We start from the raw sequence: 26,668 nt of genomic DNA on the forward strand, positions 1-26,668 counted from the left end.
CCAGTTTGCCTGACGACAATAGAGTTGTGGAACCACCTGATCCCTTGCCGAACTCAGAAGTGAAACGCAACATCGCCGATGGTAGTGTGGGGATTCCCCATGTGAGAGTAGGTCATCGTCAGGCATCTAAATAAAAGAAAAGGCCACCCATACGGGTGGCCTTTTTTTTATTTTGGATTTGATGAATTGCTGCCACTACCTCGCAGCGCCAAGCGCTGCCATGTGACAAGCAATGCACCGCAGGTGCAAAGCTTGGGGCGCCGAAGGCGTCGCGCAGCGATGTCGAGCGTAGCTCGACACCCACTGTAGGTCATCGACCCCGCCGTCAGCACAGCACCCCGATCAAACAAAAAAAGCCCTGACTGCTAACGCGCTCAGGGCTTTTTTATGGCTGAATAATGACCATCAGGTTACCGACGCATTTTTAAACGGTTACTGAAACCCAGCAACCACGCCACTCAAACCGCCTATCCCAAACTTATTCACAACTCTATCCATGAATTCTGTGAATAACTGAGTCACTTAACGTGCCAAACACAAGGATCAGCCTGAATAATTCACAGAAAACACAAGACTGTGGCTAACTATCCAGTAGAGGAAAGGTAACTCTGTTGCCGCAGTGTAATAAAACCTGGTTTTCCAAAGGAACTGTGGGGCGATGCTTTTTTGTGCGGACTTCCGGAGCCCTTACAGTGCGGGGCTTGCGGCGCCTATACGCAAGTTATACACAAGACTATCCCAAGATTCTGTTAGTAATCAGGGTTGTGGGTAAGTAGAAAAAAATATATGAAATCAAACGCTAATTTAACTTGACCTGGTGGGTAAAAGGCTCGGTGCCAGCCTGAGCCTGAGGGAAATCCACAGGCGTGGCAACGAGCGAGGGTGAGCTGGCTAAAAGTGCATGGTCCAGCCCAGGGAGGCAGACTCCACTTCGTACTCGCCACGCAGGTCATTGCTGCCAACTTCTGGAAATAGCTCCCACTCGGCTCTTACCGTCCAGCGGTCTCGGAAGCGGTAGCTGACTCCGGCGCCGTATCCCCAGTGAAAGCCACTGCCATTTTCCGAGAAGCTAGCGTCTACAGGGAACGCCATTGGTCCCACGCTGCCATCGATAAAGCGAACCATGGCGATTGCCTGTCCCCGTTGACGAACATCAACCTGGCTCAGCCAAAAGCCGCCACCCAGTTTTCCGAATACGCTGAACCCGGAACTATTTAATGGCAAGTGCCCAACCAGGTAGGCATTCCCCATGCGGGTCTGGATACGCTCTTTGATATTGAGCTGGGGCAGTTCAGGGCTGCTGACGTTAAACGTGAGTTCCGACGTCGATGTCTGCCTGAAGTCCGCCTCTACGGCCATATACGGTGTCCACTGCCAGCCTCCATAGAGCTTCAGTCCTGCTCCATTATCCGCGCAGCCATCGACCACTGCGCTTCGATCGTCGCGATTCAAGCCGCTTACAAAGCGGCTGGCGTCACTGCAAAGGCCTGAAAACGCGCTGTTCTGGATGCTGAGGCCGCCGTAGCGGTGGGAGTAGAAGTCCGCTTTTACAGCAGTGGCTGCAAAAGAGAGAAGGGGTACCACAAGCAGAAGAGGGAGCCGGACCATGGCGATACCTGCTGTGCGAAGGGAGTGATTTGAATCTTCCGCGGAACTCCTGTGCGGAAACTTACAGGGCCAGCATTATTATCTAGCCCTAACATCAAATCATATTTTCAGTTGTGCACGCAATTCTGCCAACTTTTTGGCATTTTCGGACTTGGAGAGCGGTTTACCCTGATTGTGCTCCAGCTGTACCTGCTCCGGTGCAGGCAACTGCTCTCCCGCCATCAATCGCTCACAAATTTTTTTATAGTGGGCAGCGAATACCGGAAATGCCGACGATTCGGGATTGTTGGCGAGGAAGAACCAGTCCGCAGCGCGACCGGCGTGGTAAACCGCTGGGTGGCTCCACTTCTGATTGGCCTTGGGGCTGGGGGCGTTGCAGGCTTCACGATACGCGGCTCGCACCTCCGGCAAACCGCCTTCACCCTCAGCACACAGCTGCAGCATACGATGTACGGTAGGTAGGTACTCACACTGTTTGATAGCGCGCTTGGCACCTGCCAGTATCTGCTCCGGGGTAAAGCCAGAGAGAGACTCAAGCCATAGCCGCTTGGCGTGATTCAGTGTTTGCACGTCCTGAAATGCGGAGTTGAACTGGTTGTGATAACTCAGTTTCAGCAGTCCGAACACCTCATTGAGAGCCCGCTTGCGCGCTTCCAGTTCTGGATTACCAGTTTGTGTCTGTGACGATGTCCCAGACTGATGTGTCTCTTGTGCGCTGGTTAACTGGGTGCCCGGAATCTTGTGGCTTGCCATGATGTTGTCCTATTGCGAACTTGTTGCGCTCCGCCCATTGGTAGCGCGCGTGGCGTACGAAAACAGCGTCCCAGCTCTTGCGTGCACCGCCCTGTTCCTGCCAGTAAAGACGGAACTCGGGTACCAGGCCGAGGGCAAATTCGCGGTCGATTTCACATTGATTTAGCAGGTGCCCGAGGCAGTCACTCGAGGGCTGCCAGTTGCGGGACATGGGCTTGGCCACCGGGTTCTTCTCGATCCCCTGGCAGTAATAGGCCCATTCTTCCCGCGCGTATTCGATAAACAGCTCACCCCAGCGGGCACTGTGGCCGCCGCGCTCAAGCCATTTATAAATAAATTCCGGGAGTAATTCTGCGGCAAAATTGGGGTTGATGGCCAGCCGGCGCAATTGCTCCCAGGTGTGCTCGCTGGGTTGCCAGTCCCGGGTTATAGGCTCAGGTTTGCGCTTTTCAATGAAGGGGGTTTCCTGCTTCTCCCAGTCTTCCATTACCCAGTCATTGAACTCCAGGTCCCAGGAAACGGACTGCTTGCCACTACTGCGGTGGTACTCCACAAAACGCTGCATACAGCGGCGGACGAAAGTACTCGGAACTCCCTCGTCAGCGAGCTTGCCTAGAGTGCCTTCACCGGGGCACCACTGGGAAGGAAGCGGTAGCTTGCGTCCCTGAGTTGCGCGGAAAGACTCCCACTTGCTTTTAACCAGCTTGAGAAACAGGGAACCGAATGAATGTCGGCTCTCACCCCGGTCGCGCCAGTAAGTGACGAACTCGGGTAGTTGCTCGCGCACAAAGTGCTCCGGTACACCCAACTGGGCAATACGCGCCATGGTCTCTGCATCGGGCTGCCAGCTGGGGGAGATGGTGTTTGCTGCCCGCGGCGTCGGTGCCGGCGTCTGTGGGGCGGGAGCACGACCATGTGACTGCGCTGTTGGCAGTGCGAACTTGAGCATGGCACTGCTGCCGTAAGGTGCTGCACCCAATAGAAGCGCGCCCTGGTTTCGCAGGCTGGTGGACACCCGCTGAATATCAGCCGGCTCCCAGAAAGGCAGCAGTTGCTGCAGCTGGTCGCTATCGGCGGTATACCAGTCCCTTCCTGGATGTGACTCCACCGGTAAAAACGGTATCAGGTCTCCCAGCGCACTTAGCAATACCGACTCCTCCAGGCCCAGGGTTGCGGCCAGAGTAGGGGATATGACGAGGGGGCGTTCCGGGAGTAGGGGGTGTTTCATGCCGCGATGATACCACCCGGGGCGCGGGCATCGGGAGTGGATTTGGCCGCTGACCTGTGGTTCAGGTAAAGACTCTTGAGTCTCGCAGCCACTCAGGCTGAAGCTATTGCGGCCGTACGGAAACCCGGTAGGCACAGCGGCGCGCGCCGTCCAGCAGGTACTCGCAGCGCTCTACATGAGCTTCCGGCAGGCATCGGCGGAATATCTCCAGTTCTGATCGGCAGAAACCGCGGCACTGGCGTGCTGCGGCACAAATCGGGCAGTGGTTTTCCACCAGCAACCATATGCCGCGCTTTTCCCGTATTGCCTGAGCCATATAGCCTTCTCTGTCCCGCAATTCCGCGAGTTTTTTGACCTTTGCCCCCAGGGTCTGACAGTTTGCCAGCGCGCGCAGGTACTCTGCCAGTGACTCCTTTTCACGCTGGCCAATCAGCGTATCGAGGCCCTGCTCACCGAAGACTTCCCGCACACTGTCGATCAGCTTCACGGCAAGGTCGCCGTGGCGATCCGGAAAGCGCTGCTGCGCTTTATCCGTCAGCTCCCAGTAGCTGGCCGGTCGCCCTACCTTTTCCGCGCGGTCGCAGCGGCTCAGCAATCCTTCATCTGCGAGCTGGTTCAGGTGCTGGCGAGTACCCACAGTGGTGATTCCCAGACTATCGGCGATAAACCGCGCGGATTGCGCGCCGCGGGTTTTCAGTAAGTAGAGGATTTGCTCGCGGGAATTGCCGCTGTCGTTTGGTTGTGTGGTTCGCGATTGGGACATGGTCATTGTGCGTCTGCCTTTGCGGGCCAATCATCGGATGCGCGGTGCAGTATTGCAAACCAGGCCGCACCTGCGAGGCACAGCAGGCCGCCGAGCATCAGCGTCCACTGGCTTCCCAGCAATGCCAGGCCGCTACCCATCAACGCAATTGCGGTGCTGGTAAGGCAGAAGTTGGCTGTCAGCAGTCCCATCACCCGCCCCTGGCCATACTGTTCGAAACGTTCGGACATGATGGCCGGAAACACACCATTCACCGTGGATATCCCGACGCCAATCAGGGCAAACAGGGCGAATGCGCCCTGGGCATTCACCCAAGGCAGTAACAGCAACAATACCCCCAGGCCTACGGCGCCTTTGTAAACCACAAGCTGCGCGCCGAACCGCTTTTTCAGAGTAGGAATCGCCAGTGCACTGGTAGCGATCATTACACCTGTGACAATAACGGTATTCCATGCGATCTGGTGGGATTGGTAGCCGAATTTTTCCACCAGCCAAAAGGGATAAAACTCATAGAACGCATTGACGCCGAGACAGAACAGCAGGTTGAACAGCGCCATGGCGCGGATTGCGGGTTCACGCCAGAGCGCCAGCGAATTCTGCGAGCGCACCAGCGTCATCAGCGCAAGGCCTTTGGATTTACGCTGCGTATCTGCGGGCATCAGTATTTGCGCCAGTGTCGCGCACGCGATCACCGCCACAGCACCGCCGCAGAACACAGTTTCGGGGCCGTTCACGCCGAGGTATCCCCCGCTGAGTGGTCCCAGCAACCAACCGGCATAGGAACAGGCCATGGCCAGAGACAGCGCGCGGGTGCGGTCGATGGTCGGATGCAGGTCTGCCGCCATTGCCCGGGCGATGGCGATATTGCCCTCGCAAAGCCCGGTCAAAAAGCGCGCCGCGGCGAACAGCAGGAAATTCTGGGCGCTCAGCGCGAGCGCCGATAGCGCATATCCCGCGGCCGCCAGTAACAGGGTGAAGAGCAGCGTGCGCCGCCGACCCAGCTGATCGGACAGGGCGCCGACGATACTGCTGCCGAGCAGTAAACCAAGGGGAAATAGAGCAAGTACTATGCCCAGCAACAGCTTGGGCGGCATATTCATAAAGTGGGTAAGGTCATTCGCCGGGCCGTCAAGAAACAGCGGCGCGAGCACTGGGTAAGGAAGTGCAATGCCGGCGGTGCCAACCAGGGTCACCAACATCACTGCCAGCAGTGTCGTTTTTGCATTGGAAATTGGCATAGGAATTAAGATAAGCAATCTGTTTTTTTATTAAAGTAGCATGACTTCTCGATAAGAAAAGTAAATGCTTTCTTATTGGGGCTATAGCCTCGGCCAATCCGCCACTGTTAACCGGGCCTATCCACTATGCTGTGTGTGACCGCACACCGGCGATAAAACACGCGTACAGTTTAATTGCCTTACCCTCACTGGAACCTTTTAGTATCGCGTCACGAATCCCGTTGATGGAGAGCAACATGAGTGACAAGTCATCGGCCTCCCCGCAAACCTTCCGCCTCGAGGGCGTGAGTTGTGCGGGTTGTGTGAAAAAAATCGAGTCTGCCCTGGCCGATGTGCCCGGGGTGGATGACGCGCGCGTGAATCTGGGGGACAAAACCCTGGTGGTCCAGGGCAGCGCGGCGGCTCAGGATTGCATCGCTGCAGTGGAATCCGCCGGTTACGGGGCGGAAGAGGTGCGGGCAAGTGCGCGCGAGTTGCGCGAGCAACAGCGCGAGGATGAGCAGAACCATTACCGGCAACTGCTGTGGCGCGCGGGTATTGCGCTGGGGCTGGGTATACCGCTGATGGCCTGGGGACTGCTGACCGGTGAAATGGGTGTGCACAACACCTTCCAGCAGATGGCCTGGGGCAGTGTAGGTGTGCTGACCCTGGCGGTGCTGATTTTCTGTGGCGGGCATTTCTTTACCGGGGCCTGGCGCGCATTCCGGCACCACAGCGCCACCATGGACACGCTGGTTGCCCTGGGCACCGGTACCGCGTGGCTGTTTTCCATGCTGGTGGTGCTGGTACCTCAGCTTTTACCGGAATCCGCACGCCATGTGTATTTCGAAGCCAGTGCCATGATCATCGGCCTGATCAACCTGGGGCAGGCTCTGGAGGTACGCGCCCGCGGCCGCACCAGCGCTGCGGTGGAGAAACTACTGCAATTGCAGGACGCCAGCGCGCGGGTGGTTCGCGATGGCGAAGAGGTGGATATCCCCATTGAGCAGGTCCAGGTGGGAGACACTCTGCGGGTGCGCCCGGGCGAAAAAATTCCGGTGGACGGCAGCGTAGTCGAGGGGGAAAGCCTGGTGGATGAATCCATGCTCAGCGGTGAACCCTTGCCGGTCAGGAAAGCCGCCGGCGACCCAGTTACCGCGGGAACCCTGAATAAAAATGGCAGCCTGCTGTTTAAAGCGGAAAAGGTGGGGGCGGATACCCGCCTTTCGCAGATCATCCAGATGGTAAAAAACGCCCAGAGCTCGCGAGTGCCCATCGCGCGACTGGCAGATACCATCTCCGCCATCTTTGTACCCAGTGTCATGATCATCGCGGTGGTTGCCGCACTGGTCTGGTACAACTGGGGGCCGGATCCCAAGGTGGCGCACATGCTGGTGGTGCTGACCTCCGTGCTGATTATCGCCTGCCCCTGTGCACTCGGGTTGGCCACACCCATGTCGGTAATGGTCGGTGTGGGCAAGGGCGCGGAAAATGGCGTGCTGGTGCGCAACGGCAAGGCCCTGCAGCAGGCCACGGGGCTGGATACCCTGGTGGTGGATAAAACCGGAACACTGACCGAGGGTGCGCCCAAACTGACCGATATCGAAAGCGATGGCGATGCCGATACACTGCTTCAGCAGCTTGCGAGCCTGGAAAGTCGTTCAGAGCACCCACTGGCGGAAGCCATTGTCAGTGCGGCGAAGGAGAAAAATTTATCGCTCAGTGAGGTAACCGGGTTTGAAGCCATCACGGCTCACGGTGTGTCCGGTGATGTGGATGGAAAGAAAGTTCTCCTTGGCAACCGCAAATTGATGCAGCGCGAAGGAATCGATAGCGGACCCTGGCACAAACAGGCCGAAGCACTGGCCGGGCAGGGTCGCACCGCCATGTACGCGGCGGTCGATGGCGCCATGGCAGGGGTTATCGCGGTCGCGGATCCTATTCGCAAAGATGCCCAGGCAGCGGTCCAGCGACTGAAGAAGCTTGGCCTGCGCATCGAGATGTTGACCGGTGACAACAAGGCCACAGCAGAGGCGGTCGCCAGGCAGCTGGGGATTGATCACGTGCACGCGGACCTTTTGCCGGAAGACAAGGAAAAGATCGTAGCCGATTTGCAAAAGGGCGGCGCCAAGGTGGGTATGGCCGGAGACGGCATCAACGATGCGCCGGCGCTGGCGCGCGCGGATGTGGGCTTTGCGATCGGTGCAGGAACCGATGTTGCCATCGAGTCTGCGGATGTCACCCTGATGCGCTCCTCACTGCACGGTGTTGCCGATGCAGTGGAGTTATCCCGCGCAACGCTGCGCAATATCAAGCAGAACCTGTTCGGCGCCTTTATTTACAACACCCTCGGCATTCCCATTGCCGCCGGTGTGCTCTACCCGATTACCGGTATGTTACTGAGCCCGGTGATTGCCGGCGCCGCTATGGCATTTTCTTCAGTGACCGTGGTGAGCAATGCCAACCGTCTGCGCTTCTTCAAGCCTTCCCACAATTCTTCTGCTGACAATGGAGGTAAAAAATAATGACCTCTTTATTGATTAACCTGTCGGGGCTGGCGGCCATTGCGCTGACAGTTTGGTGGTTCTGGCTGGCTGCAAAAGGAAACAAACAGCAGTCTGTCAGTGTCGACGAAAAGCTGGAGATACAGGTCAAAGATGGTGTCTACGAGCCCGACCGAATTCGCGTTTCTGCAGGCGAGGAAACGGTGCTGCACTTTCGCCGGGAAGATGCTTCTCCCTGTGCCGAGTGGGTACTGTTTCCCGATCTGGAGGTGAGCGCACAACTGGGGGTGGATCAGATTACCGAAGTCACCATTCCCGCGGCGGATGCCGGTGAGTATCTCTTCCATTGCCAGATGCAGATGTATCGCGGCACTCTGATCGTTGAATAAGGATTCTGTGCTCGGGCAGTTTCAGTCACGCGCGATAGTGGCTGAGGAACAGGGCCGCCGTGCGCTCCGCAAGCGCATGGCGTTCCTGTTGGTTGAGCAGGGGATTGACCTGCATTAACTGTGGCCAGAAACAGCTGCCCTTGATCAGGTTGTGAATCTGTTTGCTGCCGATTTCGATATCCAGCTGTTGCAGTCGCCCGTCGGCCAAGGCCGCCTTAAGCCAGCGAGTGATGGCGGTTTCGTAAGCTGAGAACTTTTCCATCTGCTCGCGCAATGCTTCCGGCTGATGAAAAAAATGGTCGAAAGCCACCCGGTTCAGCTCGATATATTCGCGGCTGCAGATGACCTCGATTTCCGACTCGATCAGGTTACTGAGCTGCGACTGCAGATCGGTGCCCGCTTCATAGGCGCCACCGGCACACTGTGTCGCCTGCTGCCAGAGTTCGCTCATCAATGCCATGATCAGCGCTTCCTTGCTGGCGAAATGGTTGTACACCGTGCGCTTGGAGACCTCCGCCAGGGCGGCCAGTTCGTCCATGCTGGTGTTGTGTACGCCCCGCTCCTGAAACGCTGACTTGGCGGCCAGTAAAATGGCCTGGCGCTTCAGCTCACTTCTTGTTGGCTTTTTTTCAGACATCTGACTCACTGGTCTCTACCTTGCACTCAACGGGAACCCGGGAATTTTACACTAGGTAGTTTACTTTTGGAGATTCGCTATTACACTACACTGTATAGTTTACTTTTGGCTTGGTTATGAAGATACGCGGGTTGGCAATTGCAGGGGTATTACTGATGGCTATCGGTCTTTTAAATGGCTGTTCCGTGGAACAGCCGAAGTTCTACAACAGCGGCATGGAAGAAAGCGCCGGTGCGAGCGATATGTGGGAGATCGCCAAAATGTATTTTCGCGCCGAGCGGGCGGCGCCGAAACCGAGTGCGCCAATACCCATGCGCGAGATCCCGGCCGCAGAGTTGGCGGAACCTGTGAGTGCAGCGAAGGTGTATCGATTGGGACATTCCAGCGTGCTGATCCGGCTCGATGGAGAGACGGTGCTGACCGATCCCGTATTCAGCGAGCGCGCCTCGCCAGTTCAGTGGATGGGACCCAAGCGTTTCCACCCATTGCCGTTCGAACTGGCGTCACTGCCGCGCATCGCGGCGGTGGTCATCAGTCACGATCACTACGACCACCTGGACAAGGGCAGCATCCTGGCGCTGGATGAAAAAGTGGAGCGGTTTCTGGTGCCGCTAAAAGTCGGGGAACATCTGCGTCGCTGGGGCATTGCCGATGACAAAATCGTAGAGCTCGACTGGTGGCAGTCGCACGCCGTCGGCTCCCTGAAATTTACCGCCACCCCTGCCCAGCATTTTTCCGGCCGGGGGCTGGGGGATCGAGACGAAACCCTGTGGGCGGGCTGGGCCATCGAGGGGCGCGAAGGGAAGATTTTCTTCAGTGGCGACTCGGGATATTTCGATGGCTTTCGTGAAATCGGCAAGCGCCTGGGTCCGTTTGACCTGACCCTGATTGAAACTGGTGCTTACAACGCACTCTGGAGCAAAATTCATATGTTGCCCGAGCAGAGTGTACAGGCGCATATCGACCTGCAGGGGCGCGCCATGGTGCCGATTCACAACAGCACCTTTGACCTGGCGTTGCACGACTGGTTTGAGCCCCTGGAGCGAGCCGCGGCGGCAGCGTGGGAGCGCAATGTACGATTGATCACTCCGGTTATCGGTGCCGCGGTGGCCATTAAACACCCGCAAGTCGCCGAATACTGGTGGCAGGATATGGAGGAGGCGACCCTCGTTGAGGCCGCTTCACTGTCTGCAGAAGAGGACGCACTTCGTTAAACCCGACACCGGCGATCGGCAGATAACGGATGCTGGAGCCCGGTTGCACAGTGATCGCGTTCCTGCTCGGGATTTACCCGCTATCGCCGGTTTTTCGGCGAAAAATTGATAAATGCCATTTTTAGGATTATCCGGCCCTGTGACCCGCTGCCGAAACGCGACATCTTTATTGGTTGGCGTTGGATGAAAATCACTGGGCGAGCTGGGCGGGATAGTTATGTTGGCATTGATCTGGAGGTGGTCGCTGCGTTTTCTGGGGACGCTGCTGGTATTGTTACTGTTGTTTATTGTTTACGGCGGTTTTGCCTACCGGGACCAGCCACTGCGCAATAGCGAGGCTACTCGAGACGTCTCTTTCTTGAAAACAGGGCACGCCGAGATTGCCTACCGCGCCGATGGTCTGAACCACGACGACACAACCCCCGTGATACTGCTACACGCGATGTTTTTTCACATGGGCATGTGGGATACATGGGTGCCGGAGCTGGCCCGCAGTCGCCCGGTTTACCGCTTCGATGTGCCCGGCCACGGCCTGTCATCCCTCGCGGATAATAATGACTATTCCCTGCAGAGCACCATAAACACACTGCGGAACTTCATGGATCATCAGGGTATCGATCGCGCTATTCTGGTCGGCGCCTCCATGGGCGGTGCAACCCTGTTCAATTTTGCCGCCGAGTATCCCGAGCGCGTTGAGAAACTGGTGCTGGTCAATTCCGGGGGGCTGGAAGGGCACGATAAAGCGGACAGCGGTGGACTGCCGGACGGCGCCTACTGGGTACTGCGATACTTGCCGGACTGGTCCCTGAACCAATTTGTGGATTGGCTGACAGCGGATAACCGGGCCAGTGACGCATTCAAATCCGAGTTTATCCACAACTTCCGTAACCGCGATATTCGACGCGGAATTATCGGGCGCATGCAGGACTTTAAGTCTCCTGAAACTCTTACCATATTACCCCGGATCCAAGTGCCGACACTGGTCATGTGGGGAGAAAAAAATCCCCAGTTACCGGTAGCCCAGGCCGAGCGTTTCAGGGCGCTGATTGAGAGCGGCGGCAGTCCGGTGGCACTGCGAGTCTACCCGGGTGCCGGGCACTTGTTACCGGTCGAGGGCGTGGATAGCGCAATGCAGGATTTACTCGCATTCGTTAATGAGGAGGCCGGCGAATGAAATTCCTCAAGCGGCTCGTACTGGTTGTCGTTGCCCTGCTCGCCGGCGGATGGGGCCTTTACTCCCTGGTATTCAAACCCGCTCCAGTAGTGTTGGCGGAGGCGAAGCCGTTGCCGGCAGACACGCAACTGTCGGCAATTTATGGGCTCGATCCCGGTCCCAATCCCATCAAAATCATACCCGCAATCCACCTCACGACCCGCGATGGGCCGCTGACGTTGACGGCGTTTTACCCCGATGCGGAAGGTGTCTACCCGCTGGTCCTGTTTTCCCACGGCAATTTTTCCAATCGACGGGCCTACGATCGCATCCTGTGTCACTGGGTGAGCCACGGTTATGTGGTGTTGGCACCGGATCACCGGATCACCGGGACGCGGGGGGCTTGTTGAACGGCATTCTGGCGATGACACGATTCGGCAAGGATGGCGTAATGCAGCAACGCCCCCGCGACCTGATCAATATCCTCGATAACCTGAATGCCATCGCAGACCAGGCCGCGGAACTGGATCGACGCATTGACCGCAATCGAGTTGTCGCCGCCGGCCACAGTTTCGGCGCATTTACCGCGCAAATGCTGGGCGGCGCTGACGCCGCTGTACCTGGGGGTGACCGGCGTTTGCAGGAGCGGGACGGGCGCTTTCAGGCGGTTGTGGCCTTCAGCCCGCCCGGGCCGATGTTCGAGATGGTGGACGAACAGAGCTGGCAGAACATGACGGTTCCCCAGCTGGTGACTACCGGCACCTGGGACGTCGAGCCGCGTTTTTTCCGCGACTGGCGCTTGCATGCGATGAGTTACGAGCGCGGTGTGGAGGGACTGAATAGCCTGCTGGTGACCGAGGGTGCCGACCATTACTTTGGAAATTTGATTTGTCGCCTGGAGCTGGACGCGGAGCCGCAGACCGATGCGCTGAGGATGGCCAATGCGGTCAGCCTGGCTTTCCTGGATGCGGAGATGAAAGGGGTAGCGCAAGCGCGGGACTTTCTGGCCTCGGATACGCTCGCAATGGCTACCGCGGGTTTTGCCCGCTTATACCGGCGTTAATGCCGGTACGTGAGCCCGCCTTGCGGCGGGCTCGTGCGGTGGTTCAGAACCAGGCGTGCAACCCGATAACCCAGGTTGTTTCACTGGTGGCCTCGCCGTCGTCACGGGCGAAGTCCGCGGTGTTGCCGAATTTCTTCTCGTAATTGACACCAATATAGGGTGCAAACTGCGGAGTGAATTCGTAGCGCAAGCGCAGGCCCGCTTCGACGTCGGAAAGACCGGAGCCGGTGTGGGTTTCTGGTGTGTTCTGGCCGAAGAAATTCACTTCAATTTCCGGGCTCAGAATCCACTGCTGGGTGAACAGCAGCTCGTATTCTGCCTCCAACCGCAGGGCGGTGTCCCCGTCTTCGCCGACAAACAGCGATGTATCCACTTCGAAGAAATAGGGCGCAAGCCCATTCAGGGCAAGGACACCCCAGTTGCGGCTGTCGCTTTCCAGTTCGAAGTCGTGGCGCACGCCCATCTGCAGATCCCAGTAGGGGGCAATGGCGCGGCTGTACAGTGCCTGCAATTCGGCTTTTTCAGTTTCGCCTTCCGCCCGTTCGACTTCCGTCTTGAACCACGCCTTGTGCTTGTCGCCGCCGAACCACACGCTGCCTTCCAGCGCGCTGCCATCGTCCTCGCGCGCCTCCAGCTGGTCGATGGTGACTTTGGTCAGCAGCACCTCGTGGTCCATCACGTGATCGGGTTCGTTGGGGGCGTGACGGTGGTTCGGTGCGGCGGCGGCGCTGGCTTCTTGCGGTGCCGGATAACCGTGCCCCATGCGCTGATGGGCCGCGTGTTCATCGTCCTGCATCGAATGGGTGTGCTGTGTGTGCGATTCTTCCGCGGCGTGCGCCAGCGGCGCCGCCAGGGTTAATGCCAGTAGGGTTTTTCTGTTCATTTGCATCGTCCTCACACCACTCTTACTTCGCGGAACATGCCGGGCATGTGGTACAGCAGGTGGCAGTGGTAGGCCCAGCGGCCGTAGGCATCGGCGGTCACCAGATAGCTGATCTTGGAGCCCGGCTGCACAATGATCGTGTGCTTGCGCGGGATGTACTCGCTGTCGCCGGTTTCCAGTTCACTCCACATGCCGTGCAGGTGAATGGGGTGCGTCATCATGGTGTCGTTCACCAGGGTGATGCGGATACGCTCGCCGTATTTCAGCATCAGGGGCTCGGAATCGTTGAACTTGATTCCGTCCATCGACCACATGTAGCGGTGCATATTACCGGTGAGATGCAGCTGCAGCTCGCGGGTGGGCTCGCGCCTGTCGATAGTGGGGGTAAGGTTGCGGATATCCGCATAGGTAAGTACCCGGCGACCGTAGCGGGTATCGTGATCGCGCAGTCCGATACCGGGATCATTCAGTCCGTTGCCGGGCATCTCTGAGCGCATATCCACGCCGTAGCGGTATTCGCTGGGCAGGTGCACGATGGGGCTGTTGCTACCGTGTCCGGCGCGACCGAGGTTGTCGGTAAACCAGACGCCCTGCATACCGCCAAGTTCGGGGCGTCCGCCGTGCAGGCTGTACTGCCCTGCGTTACCGGATTGCATGCCGGCGTGCTGGGAGTGATCCATGCCGCCCATGTTGCCCATGTCGTGGCCGCTGTGGTCCATGCCGCTCATGCCGCCCATATTGTGGCCGGAATGATCCATGCCCATATCGCGGTGAGTGAGGACCGGGGCGTAATCCATCGCCGGGACTTCGGCGCGCAGCTCCGGGTGCGGTGTCAGGGTGCCGCGCGCAAAACCGCTGCGGTCGATGGTCTGGGCGAAGAGGGTATAGGCGCGGTCGTCCACCGGCTCCACCACGACGTCGTAAGTTTCCGCTACACCGATGCGGAACTCATCCACGGTAACCGGCTCGATGTTCTGGCCGTCGCTCGCCACCACCGTCATCTTCAGGCCCGGAATCCGGATATCGAAAATCGACATGGCAGAGCCGTTGATAAAGCGCAGGCGCACCTTCTCTCCCCGTTTAAACTGCGCCATCCAGTTGCCATCCGGGGTCTGGCCGTTCATCAGATAGGTGTAGGTGTAACCGGTGACGTCGGAGATATCGCGATCGGACATGCGCATCTCGTTCCACATCTTGCGGTCCTGCCAGGTCTGGGCGACGCCTTTCTGGCGGATCTCATCCCACAGGTCGCCGGCGGTGCGACGTCGACGATTGTAGTAGTGCCCCTCTTTTTTGAGCTTGGCGTAAATGTCGTGGGGGGATTCGTCGCTCCAGTCTGAGAGCATCACCACGTAATCGCGATCGCAGGCCACCGGGTCGCGCTCTGCCGGGTCGATAACGATCGAGCCGTAATGCCCCTGTTGCTCCTGGAAGTCCGAGTGGCTGTGGTACCAGTAGGTGCCGCTCTGGTTCAACTGAAACTGATAGGTAAAGGTTTCGCCGGGGCGGATACCGCTGAAGCTGAGCCCGGGTACGCCGTCCATACCCGTGGGCAGAATGATGCCGTGCCAGTGGATGGAGGTGTCGTGTGCCAGATGGTTGGTGACATTGAGGGTGACGGTTTCACCTTCTTTCCAGCGCAATATGGGACCCGGCACCGAGCCGTTAGTGGCGACGGCGGTGCGCTCGCGGCCGGTGAAGTTCACCGGCTGATAATTCACGTGCAGATCAAACTGGTTGCCGCGCAATGTCTGTGGCGTTGGATTGGCACGGGGTGCAGTACTGCTGGCACCCGCGGGCATACCCAGCAGCGCCGCGCCGGCGGCAACGCCGGTGACAAAGCGACGCCGGGACAGGGCCGGCAGTGCAATCTGGGGTTCTCGGGATCTGTTCATGAGTACCTCAGTGTTGTTGTTCAAAACGATCGATACTCGCGTATACCGTGGTGCCGCCATCTTTGTTGAGCTGTAGCACCTTGTAGGGAGTGAAGCGGTCGCCCACTTCCATGCCGGGGCTGCCCAGCGGCATGGCGGGTACCGCCAGGCCACGGGCACCCGCGGGCGGGTTTTGCAGGAACTGGCGAATCAGTTTCGCCGGGATATGCCCTTCGAAAACATAGCCGTTCGGCGACACACTGGTGTGGCAGGACTGGAATTCTGCGGCAATCTGGTACTTGTCCTTGACGGCATTCAGGTCAGAGACGTTCTGTGCGTCGACTTCGAAGCCGTTGTCGGCGGCGTGTTCCACCCACAATTTGCAGCAGCCGCAAGTGGAGCTTTTATAGGTGGTCAGCGTAGAGGCAATGGGGGCGACGGTCGCGGACGCCACATCGGCGCTGTCTTCGCTCATATCGTGGTCGTGATCGGCTTTGGCGCAGGCGGTCAATGCGAGCAGTGCGGAAATGGCCAGGCTGCGCAGAAAAATATTCTGTTTCATAAATCAATTCCAACCTTGTAGTGGTCACGTTTGCGTGACGGTACTGTTTTGGTAACGGTGCTGTGTTGATAGCGGTGCTGGGCCCGGTTTCGACAGTGGGAGTGCGGGCGACAGCAAAACGCGTGCGATGACAAAGTGCGAAGCGCGGTTATCGCAAGAGTTTGAAATGGGGAAAAATGCGCCAGTCGGCGCGCGGGGATCCCCGGGTCAGGCAGACCGGGGTGGCTTGATCAGGGATTCGGGCTCGGCAGACGAGGCGAGATCCCGGTAGGTTACTTGCAGGGCAGTACGAGGCATGGGGATACCGGCCGTTTCCACTGGCGGCAACACGGTGGCGCAGTGGCTGGGGCAGCAAGTACAGCTTGCACTGCAAGAGTCGTCCGTGGTGTTCACACCGGTATCGGAGGACTGCGTACAGTGATCAGTACCGCTGGGCGACGGAGCGGCGGGCATATCTCCACAATGTGCGGATGTCTGCGCGCTATCCACCGCCTGGTGGTGACCCGCTTGGACGTCGATATCGGAATCAATATCCATGACCGTGGCTTTGGCCATCGCCGGTGCTGACATTTCCGCGCACGGCTGTGCCGCCGCCTGTCCGAAGACAGACAGCAACATAAGCGTTGCCATGATCCGTGCGATGAATGTTTGCATGTCAGCCGGTTGTTCGTTGAAGCCTGAAGGTTAGGGGTTGATATCGACTATGGCAAGTGGACAGCGGCGCGTACCGAAAGGTTTCCGGTGCGCGCCGTTTTTCCGGTCAATTGCCGAAATCATCAAACGCGATCTGTTCTTCGCGCACGCCGAGTTGCTTCAGCATGGCGATGCTTGCGCGCAGCATGGCGGGCGGCCCACACAGATAAAATTCGCAATTGCCGATGTCCGCATGTTGGCGCAGGTAACTGTCCGCAGCGATATCGCTGATAAAGCCGGTCGCACCCTCCCAGGCATCTTGCGGGCGCGGGTCCGACAGGCCCAGCTGCCACTGGAAGTTGTCGTGCTGCTGCGCCAGTTCATCGAACAGTTCCGTATAAAACACCTCGCGCAGATTGCGCGCGCCGTACCAGAAACGCATTGGCCGCAGTGTGCCGCGATTGCGTAGCTGGTCGACAATCATCGAGCGCAGCGGCGCCATACCCGCACCACCGCCAATCAGGACGATCTCGCGCTCGCTGTCCTGCACATGGAAGCTGCCGAATGGGCCGCTCAGCTGGACCTGGTCGCCCGGCTGCAGATTGAACATGTAGCTGGAGCCGGCGCCCGCGGGCAGGGTTTCCTGTCCTGCGGGGGGTGGCTGTATCCGCACATTGAGCAGGATGGATTCACTTGCGCTGGTGCTTTCCTGTGGCGCATTCGCCATGGAATAGGAGCGACGCAGGGGTGCTGCGTGGTTGCTGCCGGCGGCACCTAGCCAGGGCTGCCAGTCGTCGCTGTACTGTGTATCCAGTGGCGTGTCGGCGAGGCGCAGCTGGTGCGGCGGAATCTCCACCTGTACAAAGCCGCCGGCGCGGAAGCCAAACGGGCGCTGGCCTTGCGGCGCCAACCGGATCTCCTTGATGAAGGGCGTCAGGAAGCGGGTCTCCTGTACCTCGGCGGTGAAGGCACCGGCCTGCAACACACTGTCATCCAGTGTCAGGCGGGTGGCGGCCACTGCGCGCTGCTGGCAGGCGAGGCGCTGGCCGGCCGCCAGTTGCGCTGCGGACAGCAGGGCCTTCTCGCTGCTGGTGATCGGCGCGTCGGTGCCGAGCTGCACCTGGCACAGGCCGCAGCTACCGCCGCCACCACAGTTGGAGGGCAGTTGCACGCCACTGGCGGCGAGGCCGTCGAACAGGTTGACGCCGCTCGGCAAGGCCAGCTCCTGCACCGGAGTGGCGGCCTGATCGAGTAGAGTTACCGCCACTTTGCTGCCGCGCGCTCGGTTTAACAGGGCCAGCAGATTGAAGTCGTGGCGGGAGAAGCTGGAAAACAGCATCACACAGCCGGAAATGGACAGCAGCAGGGCGCCGATACCGAAAATCACCACGAACGGATTGTTGAAATCCTGGCGCTCGGTGTAGTCCATGATGTGCAGCATCCAGAAGATATCGAACAGCCGCCAGGTGTCGTTGCGGCGCTCAAGTACGCGACCGTCTGCAGCGGAGATATACAGGCTGGTATTACCTTCATCCGCAATATCCACACGCCATACCGGCCCGTCGTGACGGCGGGATTCCATATTCGGCTGTGAAAGGCGCAGCGGGTTACCGATCAGGCTGTCGTTGCCGGCGTAATCCCGCGCGGCGATTGCCGTGGCCAGCGCAGCGTCGATCACCAGCGGGTTGCCACTTTGCGCATCGCGCAGCTCGACCCCTTCACTGGTCTGTACCCGGTACACCGGGCGGTCAAAGCCCGGTTGCAGGCGGATATCCACCACGCTGCTACCGACGTTTTGGTAAAGGCCGACAATCTCGCTATGGGGGACCAGCGATGTGCCGGCGGAAAGCGGCGCGGTCTCCTGGCGCTCGGCCAGATGGCGGCCGCTGACGATATTGGAATCCAGCAGAGCGAAGGCGAGACCACTGGCCAGCCACAGTGCCAGTTGCACGCCGATCACCAGGCTCAGCCATTTGTGCGCGATCTTGATGAAATTCATTGTGCACCTCCCGCCGCGGCCGCGGTGCCGGCTGCTTTTTCCCTGCGCGCAAAGCTGTAGAACAGCAGGATCAGGCCGGCGAGTACGCCGGTCAGGCTGACAAGGGTGACGATCAGCAGCAGCGGATTGTGGATATTTTCCCGCGCCTCGTAATCCATGATGTGCAGCATCCAGAAGAAATCGAACGCGCGCCAGTAGTTGTGGCGGCGGGTGACGAGGGCGCCGGTATTCGGGCTGATATAGAGACTGGTGCCGTAGCGGTCGTCAAAATTGACCCGCCACAGGGGCAGTGCGCGGGACTGCAGCTCGGTGGGCGGATTGTCGGTAATCAGTTCGGCGGATGTCGCCAGCAGGCTGCCGGAATAGTAGTGCTCCGCCAGTGCGCGGGCGCGGTCGCCATCGATGGGCGAGACTTCGCTGCCGCTGCGGGCGTCGACCAGGTGTGCACCGTCCGCGGCCTGGATCACGTAGTAGGGGGATGCCTGCAGCGCTTTCAGCTGGATGGATTTCACCCCGCTATAGCGCTTGAGTAATGCCTGGGTGGGCGCCAGGGTGCCCTGCTCCGTCGGCAGTGGCTCGCGCAGGTTTTTGACCAGGTGATCGCCGTGGATAAAGTCCAGGTCCATCACCACCATGTAAACGCCGCTCAGGGTCCACAACAGGGCCTGGACGCCGACAAACAGAAATAGCCACTTGTGGATCTTTCTGGAAAGGGATGCCGTTTGCATTGGTTTTATTCTCGGGTGTTTTCTCAGATACAGCTGGTGAGAAAATACACAGCTGGCGGGAGTGTACCCCCCGCCGCTGTGAATGTCTCAGGGGACTCAGTCGAACCGGTAGGTCACACGCAGGTAGCTGCGCATGCCGGCCAGGTCGTAGGTCATGGTGTCGGTGTTGCCATCGGTCCAGCTGGCTACCCGCGGTGCCTCCTGGTCGAACAGGTTGTCGATACCCACACTCATCCGCAGCGCGTCGTTCATGTCGTAGTTGAACTGCACGTTGTGGTAGAACACGTTGGGCATTTTCGAACCGATACCGCTGTCCACGTTGAAGTCATCGCCTTCCCCAATCATGCGCACCGAGTAGGTGCTGCTCCACTGGTTGCCGCGAGTGGTCAGTGATGCGTTGGTGCGCCAGTGTGGGAAGCCGCCATTGCCGCTGCCGATGTAACCGTCGAGCACGAAGGGCTCGTCGCCATCGAACGCGGTGGTTTCATATTCCTTCAGGTAGGACGCCTTGAAGTTGGCAGTGTGCGACAGGCCAAACATGTCGAAGTCGTACAGGGCGCCGAAGTCGATACCCTGCATCATCTCGTTACCGGTGTTGAACTTCTGTGTGGACAGGTAATTCACGTCACCGTTGACCGGGTTGCGGGTGTGCTGGTCCGGTGCGCAGAAGGCGTGGCTCAGGCCCGCAGACTCGTAACACATGGCCAGTTTGGTGGAACCGGATACCTCGCGAATGGCGTCATCGATCTCGATATCGAAGTAGTCCACGGTGAGCGACAGGCCGTCCAGCGGTTGCAGTACCACACCCAGGGTGAAAGTCTCTGCACTCTCCGGGGTGAGGTCGGGGTTGCCGCCACGGTCGGTGAGGATGGTGGTGCCGAGCTGGGAGTAGTTCAGCGGTACACCGGCTGCCTGACAGTTCTGGTACAGGGTGCTGGACGGATCCAGGGAGGCATAGTCGGAACAGGGATCGGTGGTGGTGAGGTTGCCCTCGGACACGCCGCCGAAAAGCTCCGGGATATTCGGCACACGGAAGGCGGTGGTCATGGTGCCGCGCACTTTCAGCATGTCATTTACTTGCCAGTTGAGGCCGGCCTTGTAGGTGTCCTCGCCCTCGAACAGGTCGTAGTCGGAGTAGCGTACGGCCAGGTCCATATCCAGCGACTGCACCAGTGGCATGTCCGCCAGCAGCGGTACCAGTACCTCGGCGTAGACCTCGCGGGATTCGGTAGAACCGCTGATCGGATCTTCCTGGTTGCCCAGCGCGTAGCCCGCCTGAACCAGGGAGTCCGGCTGGCGCCAGCCGCTGTCTTCACGCCACTCGACGCCCGCGGCAAAGCCCAGGGTGCCCGCGGGCAATTCCATCAGCGAACCGTTGATGTTGGCACTCACGCTCTTTTGCTCGTTGCCGCCGGTGCCTTCCTGACTGAATACGATGTAATCCAGCACTTCCTGGGTGACATCACCGTAACCCAGGTAGTCGCCACAGGGGATGCCGTTCATGCCGCACAGGCTGGTATCCAGGGTTTCGCCCACGCGCTGCATGTTGATGTTGTTGGCGATGCCGTCGGTGGCCGTGTTGCGGCCCCAGTTCAGCGCCACGTCGTAGCCCCAGTTGTCGTTGATATCGCCCTCAATACCGGTGACCACACGCCAGGTATCCACTTCCTGGTAGAAATCGCGGGCGCCGTTCTCTAATAGACGCCGGCGTTCCAGCACGAAATCGCTACCGGTGGGGTTGGTGGGGTGGTCCGCACTGTAGGCAATGTCGGCCAGGCTGCCGGGAGAGGCCGGCTGGCCGGACTGGCGGTTGGTGTACATCAGCTCGGTGAACAGGGTGGCGGATTCCGAGATCTCGTAGTTCCCGAGGGTGGTGAAGCTGAAGCGCTCGATCGGCTGCACGGCATTGAAGTAGGGGTTGTAGTTGAAGCCGTGCTTCAGCCCGTCGTAGCGCTCGTAGAAATCGCCGTCGCCATTCGGATCCTGGTTGAAGTTGATACGGGTGTTTTCGGTCAGCACGGTGCCGTCGGCCAGCACTGCGCCCGCGGGCAGGGTGGCGCGGCCGCCAATGGTGGAGGAGCTACCGCTGCACTCGCTGTCGTCATTCAGGGGGCAGGGGACGCGGGCGTCCAGTGGTGAGGCCTGGTTGTCCTGGTAGCTCATGTTCACCATCAGGTTGCCGCGGTCGCCGGACACGCCCCAGGTCAGGTCGAGTACGGTTTCCTCGCCGTCACCCAGTGCGGTCTGGCCGTATTTGCCCTCGATTTCCAGTCCGTCGAATTCTTTCTTGGTGATCAGGTTAACCACGCCGGCCACGGCGTCGGCACCGTAGGTGGCCGAGGCGCCGTCCTTCAGCACCTCAATGCTGGAAACCAGGGACATCGGGATCATGGACAGGTCGACGCTGCTGTTGGCGCCGGTACCGCCATTTACCACGCGACGGCCGTTGACCATCACCAGGGTGCGGTTGGTGCCGAGGCCGCGCAGGTTGATCTGGGCGGTGCCGTAACCGTTGGAGGTCCAGTAAGCGTTGGTCTGGTTGCCGCCGAAGCCCGCTGCGGACGGCAGCGATTGCAGCAGCACTTCCAGGGAGCTGGAGCCGCTGGCTTCAATGGAGGCTTCATCGAGTACGGTGACCGGGCCCACGCCTTCAATGTCGGCGCGCTTGATGCGGGTACCGGTGACATTCACTTCTTCAATTTGTTTTTGCGCGGTTTCGCCCGCTTGCTGGGCAGAAGCCACGGGGGTGAAACCCGCGGCCACCGTGGCGAGGGCGATAAACAGAGGGGTTCTGGTCAGTCTGAAGCTTGTTGCATTCATGTTGTTGTCCTTCTCTGGGAGACTTTTCGTTATCGTCGCGTCCGCTGCTGCGATGCACTATTTGGCTCGAGGCGTCGCGGAGGCTGATGGAAATAGTGTCGACAGACGGGAGTACGCGGTGGCGCGGAAATTTGGCGCTCCTGCGGATGACCCGGGCACATTTATGCCGGGCGCACTGATCCCGTGTCAGAGAAGAATGGGTGGACGCAACTGGGCTTCAGGGAGGGGGGAGGCGTGTGAGTTGGAATAGAAGGCGCTGTAGGAGGCCAGGGGGCTGAGTTGGCTGGCGTGCTCGGTAACGGTGATGACGCTGGCACAGTGTCCGGGGCAGCAGCTGCAGGCCTGCTCACAGCTTTGTGCGGATGTCTTATCCGCTGAGTCTACTGTGGTGCCGGAGCCCTGATGGCAGTGGTGGGCGTTTGCGTCACAGTGGTTGGACATCGCCGAGGTCATCTGGTGGTGGCTGCCACTTTCGTTACTGTCGCTACCTTCGCTACTTCCCCCGTTGATGGAACCGCAGGGCGCTGCAAATGCCTGACCGTTGAGGGTCAGAGCGAGCAGTAGCAATAGCAAGCGGTACAGGGGAGTTTGCATCGACTCAGAGATTTTTACTTATTTTTAACTGAATAGGCGCCGAGCATATGTCGATTTGCTTGTATGTACAAGTTGGCCTGGCGCAATCCTCCGACTACTGGATTCCGTCTAATCCGTGGAAAATGCCGTAAGTGTAAGAAAGGTTTTACCACTCTCGGTCATCCGTGAAAGGTTTCTCCTAACCCTGGCGATCAATTTGGGCTCAAACCGGTTTTTTGATCAAAAAGCGGATGGATCAGGCGTTTCCGTCACCAGTGTGCCCCATATTAACCGAGCCCTCTGTGGATACTTTCCGGCGATAGCTCCCCCAGTGCCGGGTCGCGCCCGGCTAGTGCCAGGTGCAGGTGGTTGCCGTCGCGCAGAGGGTGCATGGAGTAGTTGAATTGCCATGGGGCGCCGGCATCGTCGATGGCCGCATCCAGCGCAATACCCTGTCCCAAATGGAAGCCGGCCAGATTTATTCGCCCCAGCCCCTCTGAAATCCCGGTACCGCGGGCCTTGAAGAAGGCCTCCTTCATTGTCCACAAGCGGTAGAAGTGCACCGGTAACAACTCCGGCGGCGAGGCTTCCAGCAGGGCACACTCCTCCTGATGGAAGTAGTGGTGGGCAATGCGCAGAAAGTCCCGCGGTTTGAGTGGCTGCTCGATATCAATACCGATATCGGATTCGCAGGAAACCCCCAGTGCGATCCACCGGCCGCTGTGACTGAGGCTGAAGTGCAGTTCCGGAGCCGACACCAGCGCCGGCTTGCCGGTGTCACTGACGGCAAACGCCAGAGACTCGGGAGCGCAGTTGCTGATTCTTCCCAAGACATTGCGCAGCAATCCGCGGCTCAATAGAAACCCGTGGCGAGCTTCGCCACTGGCATAGCGCAACTGGCGGGCACGCTCCTCATCTGACAGCAGGTCGGTCATCGCCCTGGCTGCGTCACTGTCGGGGGCAATATCGTCGCGATTGAGAATCCAAACGGCAGGTAAGGTCATAGGGTTTCGTCTTATGCAACTGCTTGCTCGGGGCTACTCGTGCAAGTTGGGACTCAGTGACGTGTAATGAGTCCAGCGGTAAAAAGAATTTCAGGGCTGTTGTTGAGTAATGCTAAGCCTTGCCGGCGCATGCCGCCAGTTTCTGCTCTGCCAGCTTTTGTAGTTTGCGGCACTATTTGCTAATTTCACGGTCAGTTCAACTATCTGGAAAAGTAAGTGGGTATCTGGAAAGGTAAGTGGGACCTTTGTCTCGAGTGTGTGACAGCAGGGCTCCGGTAGATTATCAATGTTGAAGTTCCGCCCCGTGAAACTGATTGGCTTTGTGCTGAGTATGCTGCTGGTATTCCAGTCGGCACTCGCCTGCTATGACGGTCACGGTGAGCTGCAAGCAACTGCGGAGCATCTGCCTGCAGGACACCAGGATGCCGCTGATGGCACTCCTCACCTGGATCACCCACAACACAATGGGCATTCGCCACAGGAACTGCAACTGAGCCAGGAAGAATTTCCGCAGTTATTGCAGTTGGAGCCTGCAGAACACGACAGTCCTGATATCGCCCAAAACTGTAATCATTGTTGTCACTGTCACAGTTCTATTTCCCTCTGTTTGCCCATCAGTTTTTATTCTCCCGCGCTCGGCTTTGGACACCAGTGGTTCGCTGCCGCAGACGCCGGTTTACCGCACGGTTTTATTTCTACGCTGTATCGCCCTCCCATCGCCTGAGTTTTTAAACGGTTACACGGTTGCATAAGCGGCCGTGAACATGGATTTAATAACTCGGGAAATTCTTATGACGTTATCTGCTGCGCTCAATCGTGTGCGCGCAATGGTTCACGAGCGCCTGTGCCTATTGGCCTGTGCACTGCTCGCCGGGACCGGGGTGGCCGCAGACGCCGGCCCTCAGGTACCGGCTCCCCTGCTGACCTTGGATGAAGCGGTTGCCCGCACCATGGCACAGCACCCTTCACTGGCAGTCTTCGATTTTCGCCAGCGCCTACTGGATGGCCGTGCCGTCAGTGCCAGCCTGCGCCCCGCGCTCAGCCTGGACGCAGAGCTGGAAAACATTGCCGGCAGCAATGGCATGGACGATGCCGAGCTGACGGTGGCGCTCTCTTCCGTGGTGGAGCTGGGTGGCAAGCGCGCGGCGCGGGGTGAAGTAATCAATGCGGAGCGGCTACTGCTGGATGCTGATCGCCAGGTGCAGGCGATGGACCTGTTGGGGGAAGTGCTGCGCCGCTACGTGCGTGTCCTCTCCGCTACCGAAGCCGCCGCACTCGCAGACGCCTCAGTGCGTCTCGCACAGGATGCCGTATCCGGCGTGGAAGACCGCGTGGCTGCAGGTGCCGCCCCGCAGATGGAGCTGCTGCGTGCCCGGGCCGCTCTGGCAAGGTCGCAGCTGGCTCAGCAGCGGCGTCTACAGCAATTGAGCGCGGAAAGGGTTGCGCTAGCGGCCATGTGGGGCGATACCGCGGCACGCTTTTCGGTGACCGGCGGTCACCTGTACCGACCCGGACCGGCGGGAAGTTTCGAGGAGTATTTCACGCGCGCACAGCAAAACCCGCTGATGAGCCGCTTTGTTAGTGAATCCCGACTGCAGGCAGCGCAATTACGAATGGCCCGCAGTGAAGCCCGCGCGGATTTGGGGTGGGCTCTGGGGGTGCGCGACAGTCGGGAAACGGACAGCCGTTCGCTGGTCGCGGGCGTGAGTATTCCACTGTGGAGTGGTGAGCGTGCCCGCGGCGGTATTCAGTCCGCGCAAGCGCAACTCGACGGTGTTGCCCTTCGCCAGCGAGCGGCGTCACTGAATCTGCATACCCAGCTTTACCGCGCCTTCAATCTTCGTGCCCAGAGCATCGCCGCCATGCATCGGTTACAGGTGGAAATTATCCCTGCACTGAGTGGCGCATTGGAGGAGAGCGAGCGCTATTACCTGGCCGGGCGTTATGGCTATCAGGAGTGGGTGTCCGCTCGTGAGGAATTACTGGATGCGCGCCGCGCACTGATTGAAGAGGCGACCGCCGCACTATTGGCGGGTGCAGAAATCGAGCAGCTCACGGCCGCCCCTCTGGTGTCGACTCCGCCGGAAAGCCCGGCGCCGTTGTTGGAAAAATAATTCTGGAAGTGCAATGACTATTAAAACCCTTTACGGAAACCCACTGCGGTTTAACACACGCACCTTTTTTCTGGTCGCGCTGCTGCTCATCGGCTGCTCTGCGTTTGCGAATGACGGCGATCACCACGAAGAGGACGCTCGCTTCATTGAACTGTCGCCACAGGCACTTAAAAACATCACCTTCAGTACCGAGGTCGCTGGTGCCGGTGAGGTCGACCGGAAACTGATCCTCTACGGACAACTATTGCCGGAACCGACCGCCGTGAGTCATATCCGTGCGCGATACCCGGGCGTGGTATCCCAGGTGAATGTTCATATTGGCGATGAGGTCAAAAAAGATCAGCGGCTTGCCAGCATTCACTCCAACGAAAGTATGCGTGAATACCCGTTGCGCGCGCCCTTCGCCGGTATGGTCATTGCCAAACATGCAGGCCCGGGAGAATTTGTCAGCGATCAGGTGTTGTTTGAAATGGCAGATTACTCACAGCTGTGGGCGGAGTTGCAGGTTTTTTCCGCGCGTATCAGCAGTGTGCGACCCGGGCAGTCGGTTGAAATTCTCTCCGGGGAGGCGTCCTTCAGCGGTAAGTTGCGCAGTGTGGTGCCCGCGGGAAAAGGGCTTCCTTTTGCACGTGCGCGGGTGTTGATAAATAACGCCGATCGCCGCTGGACACCCGGGGTTTTTGTGGAGGGGCATGTTCAGCTTGCCCGCAAAAACGTGGCCATCGCGGTGGATAACCGCGCACTGCAGGATCTGGACGGCAACACGGTGGTGTTTGTACAGGCCGGACCCGGTCGTTTTGAGGCGAAAACCGTGCGACTCGGCGAGCGCGGCAGCGCCTTCAGTGAGGTGCTTTCAGGGCTCAAACCCGGGCAGCAGTATGCGGTGGAAAACAGCTACCTGCTGAAGGCAGAGCTGGAAAAATCCGCTGCCGGCCATGGCCATTGAGGG

At 59.0% G+C, this 26,668-nt stretch carries 24 protein-coding genes and 1 rRNA gene; 10 read left to right on the forward strand and 15 right to left on the reverse strand.

The annotated features are described in order from the left end of the window. Positions 1-8: 8 nt before the first annotated feature. Positions 9-124, forward strand: a 5S ribosomal RNA gene (gene rrf, locus M0G74_RS14735). 767 nt (positions 125-891) lie between these two features. On the opposite strand, the gene M0G74_RS14740 is transcribed toward rrf, so the two are convergent. From M0G74_RS14740 to M0G74_RS14760, 5 genes are all read right to left on the reverse strand, one after another. Continuing rightward, on the reverse strand, positions 892-1,608 hold the full coding sequence (locus M0G74_RS14740) for an outer membrane beta-barrel protein (protein WP_248219128.1): 717 nt from the start codon (positions 1,606-1,608) through the stop codon (positions 892-894). Between the two features lie 99 nt (positions 1,609-1,707). Continuing rightward, complete coding sequence (locus tag M0G74_RS14745) at positions 1,708-2,361, reverse strand: replication protein P (protein WP_248219130.1); 654 nt, start codon at positions 2,359-2,361, stop codon at positions 1,708-1,710. Next, positions 2,273-3,589 carry a DnaT-like ssDNA-binding domain-containing protein gene (locus tag M0G74_RS14750; RefSeq protein WP_248219132.1) on the reverse strand — a complete coding sequence of 439 codons (1,317 nt, stop codon included), beginning with the start codon at positions 3,587-3,589 and terminating at the stop codon, positions 2,273-2,275. Before M0G74_RS14750 ends, M0G74_RS14745 begins: the two co-directional genes overlap by 89 nt. Positions 3,590-3,692: 103 nt before the next feature. Further along, complete coding sequence (locus tag M0G74_RS14755; protein WP_248219134.1) at positions 3,693-4,358, reverse strand: metalloregulator ArsR/SmtB family transcription factor; 666 nt, start codon at positions 4,356-4,358, stop codon at positions 3,693-3,695. After that, positions 4,355-5,590 carry an MFS transporter gene (locus tag M0G74_RS14760; protein WP_248219137.1) on the reverse strand — a complete coding sequence of 412 codons (1,236 nt, stop codon included), beginning with the start codon at positions 5,588-5,590 and terminating at the stop codon, positions 4,355-4,357. Before M0G74_RS14760 ends, M0G74_RS14755 begins: the two co-directional genes overlap by 4 nt. Before the next feature lie 236 nt (positions 5,591-5,826). On the opposite strand from M0G74_RS14760, the gene M0G74_RS14765 reads away from it, so the two are divergent. Both M0G74_RS14765 and M0G74_RS14770 read left to right on the forward strand, forming a co-directional pair. After that, positions 5,827-8,094: a heavy metal translocating P-type ATPase gene (locus M0G74_RS14765; RefSeq protein ID WP_248219138.1), complete on the forward strand. Its 2,268-nt coding sequence runs from the start codon at positions 5,827-5,829 to the stop codon at positions 8,092-8,094. Then, entirely contained in the window at positions 8,094-8,462 is a 369-nt protein-coding gene (locus M0G74_RS14770) for a cupredoxin domain-containing protein (RefSeq protein ID WP_248219139.1), read from the forward strand. The genes M0G74_RS14765 and M0G74_RS14770 overlap by 1 nt, the downstream gene beginning before the upstream one ends. A gap of 25 nt (positions 8,463-8,487) precedes the next feature. On the opposite strand, the gene M0G74_RS14775 is transcribed toward M0G74_RS14770, so the two are convergent. Beyond that, positions 8,488-9,099 carry a TetR/AcrR family transcriptional regulator gene (locus M0G74_RS14775; RefSeq protein WP_248219140.1) on the reverse strand — a complete coding sequence of 204 codons (612 nt, stop codon included), beginning with the start codon at positions 9,097-9,099 and terminating at the stop codon, positions 8,488-8,490. 155 nt (positions 9,100-9,254) lie between these two features. Between M0G74_RS14775 and M0G74_RS14780 the strand changes: the two genes are divergently transcribed. The 4 genes from M0G74_RS14780 to M0G74_RS14795 all read left to right on the forward strand — a co-directional run bounded on the left by M0G74_RS14780 (position 9,255) and on the right by M0G74_RS14795 (position 12,529). Beyond that, positions 9,255-10,313 (forward strand): MBL fold metallo-hydrolase, encoded by a 1,059-nt coding sequence (locus M0G74_RS14780; RefSeq protein WP_248219141.1) that lies wholly within the window; start codon positions 9,255-9,257, stop codon positions 10,311-10,313. Between the two features lie 217 nt (positions 10,314-10,530). Continuing rightward, on the forward strand, positions 10,531-11,487 hold the full coding sequence (locus tag M0G74_RS14785) for an alpha/beta hydrolase (RefSeq protein ID WP_248219142.1): 957 nt from the start codon (positions 10,531-10,533) through the stop codon (positions 11,485-11,487). Next, a complete protein-coding gene (locus tag M0G74_RS14790) occupies positions 11,484-11,876 on the forward strand; it encodes a hypothetical protein (RefSeq protein WP_248219143.1) in 393 nt (130 codons plus the stop codon). The genes M0G74_RS14785 and M0G74_RS14790 overlap by 4 nt, the downstream gene beginning before the upstream one ends. Before the next feature lie 41 nt (positions 11,877-11,917). Further along, positions 11,918-12,529, forward strand: coding sequence for a hypothetical protein (locus M0G74_RS14795; RefSeq protein WP_248219144.1), 612 nt, complete (start codon positions 11,918-11,920; stop codon positions 12,527-12,529). A gap of 43 nt (positions 12,530-12,572) precedes the next feature. On the opposite strand, the gene M0G74_RS14800 is transcribed toward M0G74_RS14795, so the two are convergent. From M0G74_RS14800 to M0G74_RS14840, 9 genes are all read right to left on the reverse strand, one after another. Continuing rightward, positions 12,573-13,412, reverse strand: a complete 840-nt coding sequence (locus tag M0G74_RS14800; protein ID WP_248219145.1) for a copper resistance protein B — start codon at positions 13,410-13,412, stop codon at positions 12,573-12,575. An 11-nt stretch (positions 13,413-13,423) separates the two neighbouring features. After that, positions 13,424-15,307 carry a copper resistance system multicopper oxidase gene (locus tag M0G74_RS14805; RefSeq protein WP_248219146.1) on the reverse strand — a complete coding sequence of 628 codons (1,884 nt, stop codon included), beginning with the start codon at positions 15,305-15,307 and terminating at the stop codon, positions 13,424-13,426. Positions 15,308-15,314: 7 nt separating this feature from the next. Continuing rightward, entirely contained in the window at positions 15,315-15,848 is a 534-nt protein-coding gene (locus M0G74_RS14810; RefSeq protein WP_248219147.1) for a DUF411 domain-containing protein, read from the reverse strand. Positions 15,849-16,055: 207 nt separating this feature from the next. After that, entirely contained in the window at positions 16,056-16,502 is a 447-nt protein-coding gene (locus M0G74_RS14815; RefSeq protein WP_248219148.1) for a hypothetical protein, read from the reverse strand. A gap of 106 nt (positions 16,503-16,608) precedes the next feature. Continuing rightward, positions 16,609-18,480, reverse strand: a complete 1,872-nt coding sequence (nqrF, locus tag M0G74_RS14820) for an NADH:ubiquinone reductase (Na(+)-transporting) subunit F (RefSeq protein WP_248219149.1) — start codon at positions 18,478-18,480, stop codon at positions 16,609-16,611. After that, complete coding sequence (locus tag M0G74_RS14825; RefSeq protein ID WP_248219151.1) at positions 18,477-19,208, reverse strand: hypothetical protein; 732 nt, start codon at positions 19,206-19,208, stop codon at positions 18,477-18,479. Before M0G74_RS14825 ends, nqrF begins: the two co-directional genes overlap by 4 nt. A 96-nt stretch (positions 19,209-19,304) precedes the next feature. After that, the gene (locus M0G74_RS14830) at positions 19,305-22,028 is read right to left on the reverse strand and encodes a TonB-dependent receptor (protein ID WP_248219153.1); all 2,724 of its coding nucleotides are present in this window, start codon (positions 22,026-22,028) and stop codon (positions 19,305-19,307) included. A 186-nt stretch (positions 22,029-22,214) separates the two neighbouring features. Further along, positions 22,215-22,622 carry a hypothetical protein gene (locus M0G74_RS14835; protein ID WP_248219155.1) on the reverse strand — a complete coding sequence of 136 codons (408 nt, stop codon included), beginning with the start codon at positions 22,620-22,622 and terminating at the stop codon, positions 22,215-22,217. Positions 22,623-22,888: 266 nt separating this feature from the next. Then, positions 22,889-23,605, reverse strand: a complete 717-nt coding sequence (locus M0G74_RS14840) for a 4'-phosphopantetheinyl transferase superfamily protein (RefSeq protein ID WP_248219156.1) — start codon at positions 23,603-23,605, stop codon at positions 22,889-22,891. Positions 23,606-23,891: 286 nt separating this feature from the next. Between M0G74_RS14840 and M0G74_RS14845 the strand changes: the two genes are divergently transcribed. From M0G74_RS14845 to M0G74_RS14855, 3 genes are all read left to right on the forward strand, one after another. Continuing rightward, a complete protein-coding gene (locus tag M0G74_RS14845) occupies positions 23,892-24,329 on the forward strand; it encodes a hypothetical protein (RefSeq protein ID WP_248219157.1) in 438 nt (145 codons plus the stop codon). Between the two features lie 67 nt (positions 24,330-24,396). Next, entirely contained in the window at positions 24,397-25,719 is a 1,323-nt protein-coding gene (locus M0G74_RS14850; protein ID WP_248219158.1) for a TolC family protein, read from the forward strand. Positions 25,720-25,732: 13 nt separating this feature from the next. Further along, positions 25,733-26,665 (forward strand): efflux RND transporter periplasmic adaptor subunit, encoded by a 933-nt coding sequence (locus M0G74_RS14855; protein ID WP_248219160.1) that lies wholly within the window; start codon positions 25,733-25,735, stop codon positions 26,663-26,665. Positions 26,666-26,668 lie beyond the last annotated feature (3 nt).

Origin of the sequence: Microbulbifer sp. CAU 1566 (genome assembly GCF_023156515.1) — a bacterium.
Taxonomy (GTDB): domain Bacteria; phylum Pseudomonadota; class Gammaproteobacteria; order Pseudomonadales; family Cellvibrionaceae; genus Microbulbifer.